The following is a 12,502-nucleotide window of genomic DNA, read 5'->3' on the forward strand; positions in this document are numbered from 1 at the left end:
TGCCTAAGCGTTCAGTGAGTCGGGGAAACGCATTGCGGAAAAACTTATCATATAATTCAACGATGATTTTTTGTTTACCGGCAGCGTTATCAATGCCACTGGCTCGCAATTTCACACTGTCATAAAAGCCTTGCAACGTATCGGCTTCTTTTTCTAAATGATGCTCATGCAATACATCCAAAACCGCCTGCATTGCTTTTGACATCGGATTGTGTTGTGTAAACTGATAACCCTCAAATAACGCCGCAAATACCGGTTCAGTGACCAAATGCTGCGCCAACATTTCAATAATATCGCCATCGCTCAAACTATCATTCACATTTGCCCGCAATTCCCGCGTAAATGCTGCAAACGCCGTTTGCTCCACCGTATTTGCAGGATTGGCTAAAATGCTGGTGATGCGCTCAATATGCGTATTGGCAATTTTCGCAATATCATTGGCCCAATCTTCCCAATGATGGCGATTGCCGCATTTTTCTACCAACTTGGCATAAATCGCCCGCTCAATTTCGCCAATTTCAAATTGCAATTCACTTTGATCAGCCGCCGCTGATGATGGCGGTGCCGGGGTGCCAATCGTAAAATCATTGCGTCCGCTCTTCGTTTTTTTACCTTTTCCAGCGGCGCTTTTTTTACCAATTTTATCGGTGATCGCAATCACTTCCATTTTTTGCGGATCGTGCCCAATTAATTCCAATTTATTCACCAACGCATCAAAATGATCGTCATGCGAGCGCAGCGCCTGTAAAACCTGCCACACCACCGCAAAAGTTTTATTATCATTTAACGCTTCGTGCGGTTCCATTCCTGCCGGAATCACCACCGGCAAAATCACATAACCGCGTTGTTTACCGGGCGCAGTCCGCATTACTCGCCCAACGGATTGCACCACATCGACTTGCGATTGACGCGGCGTTAAAAACAACACTGCATCCAACGCCGGCACATCCACGCCTTCCGATAAACAACGGACATTACTTAAAATGCGGCAGGAATTCGCGGGTAAATCCGCTTTTAACCATTGCAATTTATCTTCTTTTTGCGCCGCGCCCATTGTGCCATCGACATGTTCCACTTCGCAGCACAAATTCACCGCGGCCGCAGTAGGTTCATGCGCCTGATATGCCGCCACCACTTGCTGAAACATTGCTTTAATTTGTTTCGAGCTGACTTTGTGGGTTTTAGCGGCTGTGGATTTTTCAATCACCTGACAAAATGCTACCGCTCGCTGCATCGCCGCGCCACCCGTGACTTCACGCCAATCTTGTTTTGACAATGCTTTCCAACAACCGATAATTTTCGCTGCATCATCGACTTTCAAATCGTTATCAGGACTTTTTAACAATTCCTGAATGCGCCGACTCACATAAACCTCATCAATTGAGAGCACAATCACTTTATAATCGACTAACAAACTGCGGCGCACAGCATCAGAAAATGTTAAAACAAAGAATTCTTTCCCATATAACGCTTCATCATCCATTGAACAGAGCGTGATCTTATCTTGTTCTGCTTTCGCTTTTGCCACATCCGCATAAATACGCGGCGTTGCCGTCATATACAACCGTTTCGCAGCGCGTAAATAATTGGCATCATGCACCCGCACAAAAGTACTTTCAGCGGCATCTTCAAAGATCGCGCCAGTGGTGCGATGCGCTTCATCACAAATCACTACATCAAACGCCGGCAATTGATACTGGTGTTGCGCCTGATGCACAACTTCCAGCGAGTGATAAGTGCTAAAAACGACGCTTAAATGCTGCGCATCGTGGCGTTTTATCATTTCCGCCGCCAAACGTTGCGCATTGGTGGTCGCCGGATACCGCAATTCATGCACCAACGTTTGCACTTGATCGGCATTTTTATCCCGTTTTTTGCCGATTTCACTATCCGAACAGACGGCAAAACTATGTAATGGCACCGCGCTTTCTTGTGTCCATTCCGTCAACGTTTGCGCCAATAAATTCAAACTCGGCACTAAAAACAATACACGCCCACCGGCACCAGCAATGGCTTCGGCAATTTTTAAGGAGGCAAACGTTTTGCCCGTGCCGCACGCCATAATTAACTTGCCGCGCTCGGCATGATGAAACCCATGCGTGACTGCTTTTAGTGCCGAGCTTTGATGATCTTTAATCGTTTTTTTGGGTTTTAATACCGGCGCGATGTCAGGATGATAACGGCTCCAATCAAGCTGACTGTTTTCTAGGTCATGTAAATCAATGGTGCTAACTGGTGGCTGCTGATTTTGAAATGCCGCAAATACATGATCGTTCCACTGCGCGGTCGTGGTCACAATCACACGATGCGTAAACGGTTTTTTCCCTGATGCAGTGAAAAAACTATCAATATCATGTTTGCAAATTGTATGATCTGCTGCATAAAATTTGCATTGGATTGCGTGATATTCATTGGTACCGCGAGTTTGCGCGACTAAATCAATGCCGGTATCACGGGCATCAAAATCTGGTCGCAGTTGCGCCCAATCTTTATAACGCCACACTTGGCAATATAAATCGTGATAGGTCGCTTCATGGCGCAAATAGCAAACCATCAATTCCTCAAAATAGGTGCCCTTTTCGCTTTCAGTGTGGGCAATGCTGCGATAATGTGCGAGTAAATTGGTGAGGGCGGACATCATGCAATTCCTGTAAAGTTGTCAATCAGCGCGGCATTAACTTATTTTGCAAAGTATGGTTGAAAAATATGATGCGTTTATGCTTAAATGATTCACCGCGTTGCCTATATCACTCAAATCAAAATTGTTTCACTGTTTATAAAATAACATGTCCACAAATCATCCCCGCTCCATTCTTATCACCGGCTGTTCCAGCGGCATCGGTTTACATTGCGCCCGCCGGTTGGCGACTCGCGGCTGGCAAGTAATCGCTTCCGCACGTCGCGCCGAGTCGGTGGCGCAATTACAACAGGAAGGTCTCACCGCCGTGCAACTGGATTTAGATGATTCGGCCAGCATTCGGGAGGCAGTGGCAGCAACGTTGGCGCTGACTGGTGGCCGCCTCGATGCGCTGTTTAACAACGGCGCGTATGGGCAGCCCGGCGCGGTGGAAGACCTGAGCCGGGCGGTGTTGCGGGCGCAGTTGGAAACCAATCTGCTCGGCACGCACGAGTTGACCTGTCTGGTATTGCCAATCATGCGCCAGCAGGGACACGGGCGCATCGTTCATAACAGTTCCGTGTTGGGATTTGTGCCGCTCGCTTATCGCGGGGCTTATGTTGCGAGTAAATATGCGCTGGAGGGATTGACCGATACGCTGCGTTTGGAACTGCGCGGCACGGGCATTGCGGTGGCGTTGATTGAACCCGGCCCGATTTTGAGCCAGTTTCGCGCCAATGCCCATCAGGCGCTGGTGGCCAACATTGATCGGCAGCACAGCCCACATTGCGCGGCGTATCTCCGCGCTGAGGCGCGATTGACCAAAGCAGGCGCGGCGCAGCCGTTTACGTTGTCGCCGGAGGCGGTGCTGCTCAAATTGATCCATGCGCTGGACAGTCCCCGCCCCCGCGCTCGTTATTATGTCACTGTTCCCACACATCTTTTTGGAGCACTCAAACGGATTTTATCGACGCGGGCGTTGGATTGGGTGCTCACGCAAATCTCAGGCGGCGGGGAGCGGTGATTACCGTTGAATAATTGTTCATCGTTTTTCAGTCATTACCACGACGGGATTTTGAGTGATGTTTCCTGATACTGAAACCACCGATGCGACACAGGCATTTATTAACAGAATTGCTGATCGCTATCCGATTAGCCACGTTATTTTGTTTGGAAGTCGCGCCCGTTTACAGCATCAACCAGAAAGTGATGTTGATCTTGCTATCGTGATGCGCGGCACACCGGAACCACGCACTGCAATTGCATTAGAAATGGCAGACGTAGCCTTTGCGGTTTTGTTAGAAACTGGGATATTGATTGAAGCATTACCGTTATGGGAAAACGAATTGCAATATCCCGATCAATTTAGCAATCCCGCGTTGATTCGGCGGATTTGTGAAGATGGTATTTGGTTATAAAGTTAGGAGTTACGCAGTTGGATGCTAAGTGCCTGATTTTATTGAAACTTGGTTTGTGCAGTGTATGATCGCGTTTTCATAAAAATCAATGACTTAACTTTCAACTGCGTAACTCCTAAAAGTTTATCTTTGTGTTCTAAAACTCTTTTTGCGCGTCACCAGCGCCGAGCAACTCACGCACCCGGTCGGGATGCTCTAACAGCAAATTGTGACCACCGCCTGCGATCACCGTCACTTCTGTTGCTGGGCGCAGCGTTTTCACCTGTTGTGCCAGCGCCACAAACTTCTGATCTGCGCCGCCCACGATCCAGCGCACCCGCCCCGGAAATCGCGCCAGCGCCTCCCAAGTACTCGGCATTGCCGCCAAACCAAACTGCTCCAAACAACGCGCCAATCCTTCCGCCCGCTGGCGCAACCGCCGCGCCCGTTGCTGCGCCACCACTGCTGGCGCGAGCTGGCGCTGCGTTGCAAACAAAGGTTGCTGTTCCCACGCCGTCACAAACGCCTCAATCCCCTGCTCGCGTAACAGCGTGATCCAGGCGCGATCTGCAACGCGGCGTTGATCGCGCTGTGCGGCAGTCGTTAAACCGGGATGGGCAGCAATGATGGTAATTGAACGGAATTGCGTTGGTGCTGCCATTAACAACACCAACGCCATACGCCCGCCGAATGAATAACCAATGAGATGTTCAATTCCGGCGAATTGCGCATTAAGAATTGCAGACTCAGCACTTTTTTTTGACGCCTTCTGCGCCGCAATCCATGCTGAGTAAAAAACAGCGTCTGGCAGTTGCCAGCGAGGAGAGGAACTAGATATTGATAATCCATGCCCCGGCAAATCAATTGCGCAATACGCCGGGTGATTACCAACAATTGGCTGCCAATCGGTATGATCGCCAGTAAAGCCGTGCAGCAACAAACAACGCGGCGCTGAATTCAGAACGCAGCCTCGGTCAATTTGTCGCGGGAAATCAGCGCATACGCAGAATGGTTGTGGATGGATTCAAAATTTTCTGCCTCAACGATATAGGCAGTAATCCGCTCATCTGCATTCAACCGCTTTGCCACATCGCGCACCATATCCTCAACAAACTTGGGATTTTCATACGCCCGTTCTGTCACAAACTTTTCATCAGGACGCTTCAGCAAGCCAAACAATTCTGAAGAGGCTTCTTTTTCCACCAATTCAATCAGTTCTTCCAACCACAGAAATGCTTGTGTCCGCACCTGCACCGTGACATGTGACCGCTGATTGTGAGCGCCATAACGCGAAATCTCTTTAGAACAGGGGCACAAACTGGTGACTGGAATCTGTACCTTCATTTCTAAAGTGGGCTGACCGTGACGAATTTCACCAATAAAGGTGACATCATAATCCAGCAGACTTTCAACCCCCGACACGGGCGCTTTTTTGGTGATGAAAAACGGAAACCGCATTTCAATATGTCCCGCTTCTGATTCCAAGCGTTCTGACATTTCCAGCAGCATTCCTTTGAAAGAATCAACGCTAATTTCGCGCTCGTGATTATTCAAAATCTGCACAAAACGCGACATGTGCGTGCCTTTGAAATCATGCGGCAAATACACATACATATTAAAGGTGGCGACGGTGTGCTGTTCATTGCCGGTGCGTTCGCGGACGCGCACCGGATGCCGAATATCTTTAATGCCAACCTTATCAATCGCAATATGACGGGTGTCGGCACTACCTTGCACATCTGCCATTTCTGGCGTTAAGGCAGGGCAACAAGGTGACGTTTCGAGCGCGTGCTCCATGACTATTTTATCCTGAAAAAAATCGATAGCATTCAGTTGGGGTTGATCGCTTCGCAATGCAAATCACACCTGCCGTTTGCTAATTTTTACGCCCATTTAATGCGCCCGCAATCCAACGTAATGGCTCGGCACTTGCTCCAAAAATCGTCACTGCTTCCAATGCTTGCGCGGTCAATTCCGTTACCATCGTTTTAGCAGTCGCCAGCCCCACTAAAGAGGGATAGGTTGCTTTATCCAACACCTGATCGCGCCCCGCCGTTTTGCCAATCGCTGCCGTTTCGCCTTCCACATCCAACACATCGTCCTGAATTTGGAACGCCAACCCCAAGCATTTGGCGTAGCGATCCAGCCGTTCCGTGCGGTCAGCATCAAGCGCCCCGTGCGCCAAAATGCCCATCTGCACCGCCGCCCGAATCAAGGCTCCGGTTTTGTGAATGTGAATATGCTCCAGCATCGTCACATCCAAAGTTTTCCCTTCTGCCTCTAAATCAAGGGCTTGCCCGCCCACCATGCCGCGAGAGCCGCTGGCACGAGCGAGATGTTCAATCATTGCCACTTGGCTGCGCGTGTCTAAATTCTCTGCCGCTGCCAGCGCCTGAAACGCCAACGTTTGCAGCGCATCGCCCGCCAAAATCGCCGTCGCCTCATCAAAAGCGCGATGACACGTCGGACGCCCGCGCCGCAGATCGTCATCATCCATCGCGGGCAAATCGTCGTGAATCAATGAATACGCGTGAATCAATTCCACCGCACTGGCGGGGCGATCCAGCGTGGCAGCTTCCAAACCGAGCGCCTCGCCGGTCGCATACGTCAACAGCGGGCGAATCCGTTTGCCGCCGCCGAGCACTGCATAGCGCATGGCCTCATGCAGGCGCATCGGCTGCACCGTCACGCGGGGCAACAGCTCATCAAGGCAAGATTCAAGACGCGCTTGGCAGTGCGTCCGATAAGCGTCTAAATTCGTAGCGATCATGGGAATCATCGGAGTGAGCAAAAAATAATGACAAGACAACGCGATATTGCAGATCATCCATTGTCTTGAATCTTGAAATCAACACGGTACCGTAGCCAGATTAGCCGGTCAAACCACCACCCGCCGTGTTGAAATCATGCGCTTGCCAACACACGACCGCAAACACTCAAACTGATTTCACTGATATGAAAGACTTACCGCTACCTGCCGCTTGTTCAAACACCACCACCGCCCTTGATGTCAGCATATTGGCGGCATTGATTGGAGAAAATGACCCGGCGCTGCTGCGCGAGTTGTTAGGCGTATTCCAACGCAGCGCAAGTGCCATTAGCTGTGAGCTGCTGGCAGCGGGAGCGGCTGGCGATATGGCGCAAGTGCATCATTTGGCACACAAATTGAAGTCTCCAGCACGTTCATCTGGAGCGCTGGCGCTGGGCGAATGCTGCGCCGCCTTAGAATTAGCCAGCAAACTGGGCGATGCCGCCGCGCTGACAACGTTATTGGCAGAATTCACGACCGAAATGACCGCAGTGGAGCAGGCATTAGCGCAATTCATTAGCGCCGCGCCTTAAAACAAAAAATTGCACTAATTCAATTTTTTCAATAGACAACTCTAAATAACGGCTTCTGTTTTTAACCGCATCACCTTGACACAGCAACGGACAGATCGTGCTAAACAAAAACTATACTCACTCTTCGATTTTAATAGCTACCGACGAACTTGCCCGTGCTAATTTAGTGAGAAATATCCTGCTGGATGAATTCAAAACAGTTGCCATATCACTTGATCCCAAAACGATTGTGCAAGATTTCAAACAAGCTCAACCGTCAATCCTGATATTAGCTTTTGGAACTTTAGAACAATGCGATCAGTATTATCAAAACTTACAGCAACAATCGAAATCCGTTGCGCGTCACCCGTATCGCACATTAGTATTATGTAATAATGCCGAATTAAAAGCAGTTTATGAATTATGTAAGCGCGACTATTTCAACGATTATGCGCTATTTTGGCCACGCCCAGAAGACCCTTGGCGCTTGTGTATGGCTATTCATCATTTATTGCGGGAATTAGACGCAATGAGTAGCACCGCACCAACTGCCGCACAATTAGCCTTTCCCACCCGGGCGCTGGCAGAGATGGAAAGTGTGGTGGAAAATTGGTTAGAAATGAATCAAACACCACAGATTAACGACACCATAACGCGCTGGCGCACCGAATTAAAAAACACCTTGCGACCATTTATGCTGCTACTGCGCACGCTCACTTCATTAGCGCAGCGCGTCCAAGCCACGATATTGGTTGTTGATGATGACGTGCTGCAATGCAAAATGATTGAAACGATGCTAAAAAATGAACCTTATCGGGTGGTGTTTGCCACCACAGGTTTAGAAGCCTTATCGGTATTGCGCTTGGTGCGTCCAGATGTCGTGTTAATGGACGTGATGATGCCAGAAATGGACGGCATTACCGCCACCCAACGGCTCAAATCCTTGCCACAATTTGCACAATTGCCCGTAATTATGGTGACAGGACGCAATGAAAAAACAGTGGTGTTTGATAGTGTAAAAGCGGGCGCAACTGGCTTTTTAGTCAAACCGTTTGGACGCGAAGCACTCATTACCAAACTGCACGATGCCTTATTAACACCCATCACGCGTCCGCCAAACCTTGATACAGATGAAGAGTGATTGATTGGCAAAAATCACAGCGCGACGCTGTACCGCCACCCGCGCTGCGCACCCGCCGCGCTTTTTTTATGCCCTGCAAACAGTGACTTAACCGCTGGGAAAGTGCGATACAACGCCCAGTCGCCGATTTCATGGTGAGCAACTGCGTCTGAGGTGACAAAATGACGCGCTCGCCTCCATCCGCCGGGTGCGGCGGCGAGCTTTCAGCAACTCCGACGAGAGAGGATCAATTCAACCAATGGCTAATACAAAACACGTTTTTGCATTTGAAGATGGCGATGGAAAAAACAAACATCTGCTCGGCGGCAAGGGCGCGAATCTGTGCGAAATGACGCAGATCGGCTTGAGTGTGCCGCCCGGTTTTGTGATTTCGACGGCAGCCTGTTTGGACTATCTCGCCGCGTCCACGCTGCCAACTGGCTTGATGGACGACGTGCAGGCGCAGATGCGGGCGCTGGAGCAGAAAACCGGCAAAGGTTTTGGCGATTCCGACAATCCGCTGCTGGTGTCGGTGCGCTCCGGCTCGGCGATGTCGATGCCGGGCATGATGGACACGATTTTGAATCTCGGCCTCAACGCCGAGACGTTGCAAGGCGTGATCTGCGCGACTGGCGACGCTCGGTTTGGTTACGACGCATATCGGCGTTTCATCCAACTGTTTGGCAAGGTCGCGCTCGGTGTGCCGGATGCCGCGTTTGATAAGGAATTCGACGCGATTAAGGAAGCCGCTCATGCCAAGCAAGACGTTGATTTATCAGCCAATGATCTGAAAGAAGTCAGCGAGCGCTTCCTCGCCGTCGTGCAAAACGTGACCGGGCATCCGTTCCCGTCCGATCCGTATCAACAGTTGGAAATTGCGATCAAAGCGGTATTCAACAGTTGGGGCGGCAAACGCGCCGTCGATTATCGCCGCCAGTTCCACATCACCCCGGACATGGCCAACGGCACTGCGGTCAATGTGGTGACGATGGTGTTCGGCAATCGCGGCGACGATTCCGCGACTGGCGTTGCCTTCACGCGCAATCCGGCGACCGGAGAAAACAAGCTCTACGGCGAATATCTGGTCAACGCGCAGGGCGAAGATGTCGTTGCTGGCATTCGCACGCCGAAGCCGCTGGATCGCCTGAAAGTGGAAATGCCAGAAATGGCGGATCAGCTTGATGCGCTGCGCGACAAGCTCGAAAGCCATTATCACGAAGTGCAGGATTTCGAGTTCACCATCGAACGCGGCCAGCTCTATTGCCTGCAAACCCGCAACGGCAAGATGAACACGGTGGCGATGGTGCGCACGTCGGTCGAAATGGAGCGCGAGGGCTTGATCACCAAAGAACAGGCGCTGCTGCGTATCGCGCCCGATTCGCTGGAGCAGATGCTGTTTCCGCGCCTTGATCCGACGATCAAAGCAGAAGCCGTCGCGCAGGGTTTGCCGGCATCGCCCGGCGCTGCATCTGGCATCGCGGTGTTTGATGCGGATCGCGCCGAGCAATACGGGCGCGAGCAGGGGCGCAAAGTCATTTTGGTGCGCGAGGAAACCAAGCCCGAAGATATTCACGGCTTTTTTGCTTCTGAAGGCATCTTGACTTCACGCGGCGGCAAAACCTCTCACGCCGCAGTCGTCGCTCGTGGCATGGGCAAGCCGTGCGTGGCTGGCGCAGAAGGCATCAGCGTTGATGTCAATCGGCGCGAGGCGCGAGTGGGGCTGACCAGTTTCAAAGAAGGTGACGTGATTACGCTCGACGGCACTTCCGGCAAGGTCTATCTCGGCGCAATTCCGACCGTTGAGCCAGATTTCACGCCAGAACTCAACGTGTTGCTGGGCTGGGCGGATGAACGGGCGCGGCTGAAAGTGATGGCAAATGCCGACACGCCAGATGATGCGCGTCGCGCTCGCAGCTACGGCGCAGTTGGAATCGGGCTGGCGCGGACGGAGCGGATGTTTAACGACGTGGAGCGGCTGCCGATTGTGATTGAGATGATCGTGGCCGATACGCCGGAGCAGCGCCAAGCTGCGCTGGATAAATTGCTGCCGCTGCAACGGCGCGATTTCCGCGAGCTGTTTGAAGTGATGTCGCCCAATCCGGTGACGATTCGCCTGCTTGATCCGCCGATTCACGAGTTCCTGCCGGATGAGCATGTGTTGGAGCGCGAGTTGTCCGAGCTGCGGGCGCTGGCGCAGAACGCTCGCGGCGTGACCGTGCTGGCTGGCGCGATGGGGCTGCTTCATGCGTCCGAAAGTGTGCGTCACGACATCGACATAGCGCGGCGGATGATTGATCCGGCGGTCGTTGAGGACGCGATTGGCAAGAAAGAGGCGATGCTCAAAAAGGTGCGGGCGCTGTACGAAACTAATCCGATGCTCGGTCATCGCGGAGTGCGGCTCGGCATCACCTTCCCTGAGATTTACCAGATGCAGGTGCGGGCGATTCTCGAAGCGGCGGCGGAATGCGCCAAGGCGGGGATTCAGGTCAAGCCGCAAATCAAGGTGCCGCAGGTGTGTACCGCTGAGGAACTGCGCAAGGTCAAGACCTTTGTCGATGATATTCACGCCGAAGTTGCTGAACGTTATGGCAAGCCGGTGAGCTTCAAATTCGGCACGATGATTGAGGTGGTGCGGGCGTGTATGCGGGCGGAATCGCTGGCGGAAGAAGCGGAGTTTTTCTCCTTCGGCACCAACGATTTAACGCAGGCGACGTTTTCATTCTCGCGGGAAGATGCGGAGAACAAATTCCTGCCGCTGTATAACCAATCGGGGATTTTGCAAGACAACCCGTTTGATGTCTTGGATGTGAAAGGCGTTGGTAAATTGATGCAATTGGCGGTTGAATGGGGTCGTTCAGTGAAACCGGATTTGCACGTCGGCATTTGCGGCGAGCACGGCGGACATCCAGCATCAATTGAATTCTGTCATAAAGCCAACTTGGATTATGTCAGTTGCTCCGGGCCGCGTGTGCCGGTGGCGCGATTGGCTGCGGCTCATGCAGCATTGAAGGCGGGCAATAAATAAGTTATTGCGGAATTGAAACTGCGGGTTGATGCTTTCAATCAACCCGCAGCGCGTTATTCAATTAAAAGGATCGCACACGATGAAATTAAAAGTGATTATTCATCCGGCAGAAGAAGGCGGGTTTTGGGCAGAAGTTCCAGCGATTCAAGGTTGCGCAACGCAAGGCGATAGCATTGAAGAACTGTTAAAAAATGTGCAGGAAGCGATAGAAGGCTGTTTGAAAGCTGGATTGGGTTGTTGCGTTACGAATCACAAAAACATCAATTAAGATTGCCGCAATCACAACCCAAATTGATGTTTCTATCTATTAGCTGGCGCTAATTAAGCTGCGCGGCGACGTGCAAAACCGAATAAACCGATTGCTAATAAACTGAGCAGGGCTGGTTCTGATACATTGACAGCAGTCATTTGAATGTTGTCAAGAAAAGAAGACGCATCTGCAGCAGTATAGATACCGCGAAATTCAAGCGTGTGACTACCCGCACCAACGATTAAATTATCTACGGTGTAGGTTGCCCAAAATGCAGTAGGGTCAATCGTTGTTTGTAATATACTGTCAACCCAAATTTGAACATTTTGATCTGCAGGGTAAAAAGGGCGATCTACCAAATCAAACGAAATGCTCAGGTTATAATTACCATTGCTAAAGAAGGTTTGACTCACCGAAGAATCTTGTTGCAAAAAGGCAAAATAACCGCCGCTGCTAGCAACGCCAAACCAAGCAGTATCGTTTTCTGAAATACCAGAAAGACCAGTAAATGACCAAGGTGCTGCATTCACGACACCTGCGTATTGGAACGCATTCATTCCCGAAAAACTTGTCACACTACTGACTTCAAAACTGGTGTTTTCTAAAATGGGGGCGGCATACGCCTGAGTGGTCGTCAAGCCAAACAATCCCAGTGACAGTGCGAGTATTTTCTTGTTCATCATTTATATTCCGCTTTGAATAGTTTGAGGATCAATACGATAGTTATCGACAATTGTAAATCAGGCTTAATTGTGTAACAACATCTGGTTCA

Annotated in this window: 11 protein-coding genes; 6 read left to right on the plus strand and 5 right to left on the minus strand. The window is 50.9% G+C overall.

Annotated features, from left to right (window positions below; genetic code table 11):
* The coding region (locus tag CKO12_RS09065) for a restriction endonuclease (RefSeq protein WP_207146321.1) at positions 1-2,641 on the minus strand (2,641 nt) is incomplete at its 3' end.
* Between the two features lie 145 nt (positions 2,642-2,786).
* Here CKO12_RS09065 and CKO12_RS09070 point away from each other — a divergent pair.
* Both CKO12_RS09070 and CKO12_RS09075 read left to right on the plus strand, forming a co-directional pair.
* Positions 2,787-3,641, plus strand: coding sequence for an SDR family oxidoreductase (locus tag CKO12_RS09070; RefSeq protein ID WP_200154422.1), 855 nt, complete (start codon positions 2,787-2,789; stop codon positions 3,639-3,641).
* 58 nt (positions 3,642-3,699) lie between these two features.
* Positions 3,700-4,035, plus strand: a complete 336-nt coding sequence (locus tag CKO12_RS09075) for a nucleotidyltransferase domain-containing protein (protein ID WP_200154423.1) — start codon at positions 3,700-3,702, stop codon at positions 4,033-4,035.
* A 136-nt stretch (positions 4,036-4,171) separates the two neighbouring features.
* On the opposite strand, the gene CKO12_RS09080 is transcribed toward CKO12_RS09075, so the two are convergent.
* The 3 genes from CKO12_RS09080 to ispA form a co-directional block, all read right to left on the minus strand.
* Positions 4,172-4,951, minus strand: coding sequence for an alpha/beta fold hydrolase (locus tag CKO12_RS09080; protein ID WP_242466279.1), 780 nt, complete (start codon positions 4,949-4,951; stop codon positions 4,172-4,174).
* A 20-nt stretch (positions 4,952-4,971) separates the two neighbouring features.
* Complete coding sequence (folE2, locus tag CKO12_RS09085) at positions 4,972-5,811, minus strand: GTP cyclohydrolase FolE2 (RefSeq protein ID WP_200154424.1); 840 nt, start codon at positions 5,809-5,811, stop codon at positions 4,972-4,974.
* 79 nt (positions 5,812-5,890) lie between these two features.
* Positions 5,891-6,784 (minus strand): (2E,6E)-farnesyl diphosphate synthase, encoded by an 894-nt coding sequence (ispA, locus tag CKO12_RS09090; protein ID WP_200154462.1) that lies wholly within the window; start codon positions 6,782-6,784, stop codon positions 5,891-5,893.
* A 185-nt stretch (positions 6,785-6,969) separates the two neighbouring features.
* Here ispA and CKO12_RS09095 point away from each other — a divergent pair, with 185 nt between their 5' ends.
* From CKO12_RS09095 to CKO12_RS09110, 4 genes are all read left to right on the plus strand, one after another.
* Positions 6,970-7,356 carry an Hpt domain-containing protein gene (locus CKO12_RS09095; RefSeq protein ID WP_200154425.1) on the plus strand — a complete coding sequence of 129 codons (387 nt, stop codon included), beginning with the start codon at positions 6,970-6,972 and terminating at the stop codon, positions 7,354-7,356.
* A 166-nt stretch (positions 7,357-7,522) separates the two neighbouring features.
* Positions 7,523-8,476, plus strand: coding sequence for a response regulator (locus tag CKO12_RS15245; RefSeq protein ID WP_200154426.1), 954 nt, complete (start codon positions 7,523-7,525; stop codon positions 8,474-8,476).
* Positions 8,477-8,714: 238 nt separating this feature from the next.
* Positions 8,715-11,480 carry a pyruvate, phosphate dikinase gene (gene ppdK, locus CKO12_RS09105; RefSeq protein WP_200154427.1) on the plus strand — a complete coding sequence of 922 codons (2,766 nt, stop codon included), beginning with the start codon at positions 8,715-8,717 and terminating at the stop codon, positions 11,478-11,480.
* A 28-nt stretch (positions 11,481-11,508) separates the two neighbouring features.
* A complete protein-coding gene (locus tag CKO12_RS09110; protein ID WP_242466280.1) occupies positions 11,509-11,748 on the plus strand; it encodes a type II toxin-antitoxin system HicB family antitoxin in 240 nt (79 codons plus the stop codon).
* 53 nt (positions 11,749-11,801) lie between these two features.
* On the opposite strand, the gene CKO12_RS09115 is transcribed toward CKO12_RS09110, so the two are convergent.
* On the minus strand, positions 11,802-12,413 hold the full coding sequence (locus tag CKO12_RS09115) for a PEP-CTERM sorting domain-containing protein (RefSeq protein ID WP_207146322.1): 612 nt from the start codon (positions 12,411-12,413) through the stop codon (positions 11,802-11,804).
* Positions 12,414-12,502 lie beyond the last annotated feature (89 nt).

It is taken from the genome of Chromatium okenii, assembly GCF_016583745.1.
Lineage (GTDB): Bacteria > Pseudomonadota > Gammaproteobacteria > Chromatiales > Chromatiaceae > Chromatium > Chromatium okenii.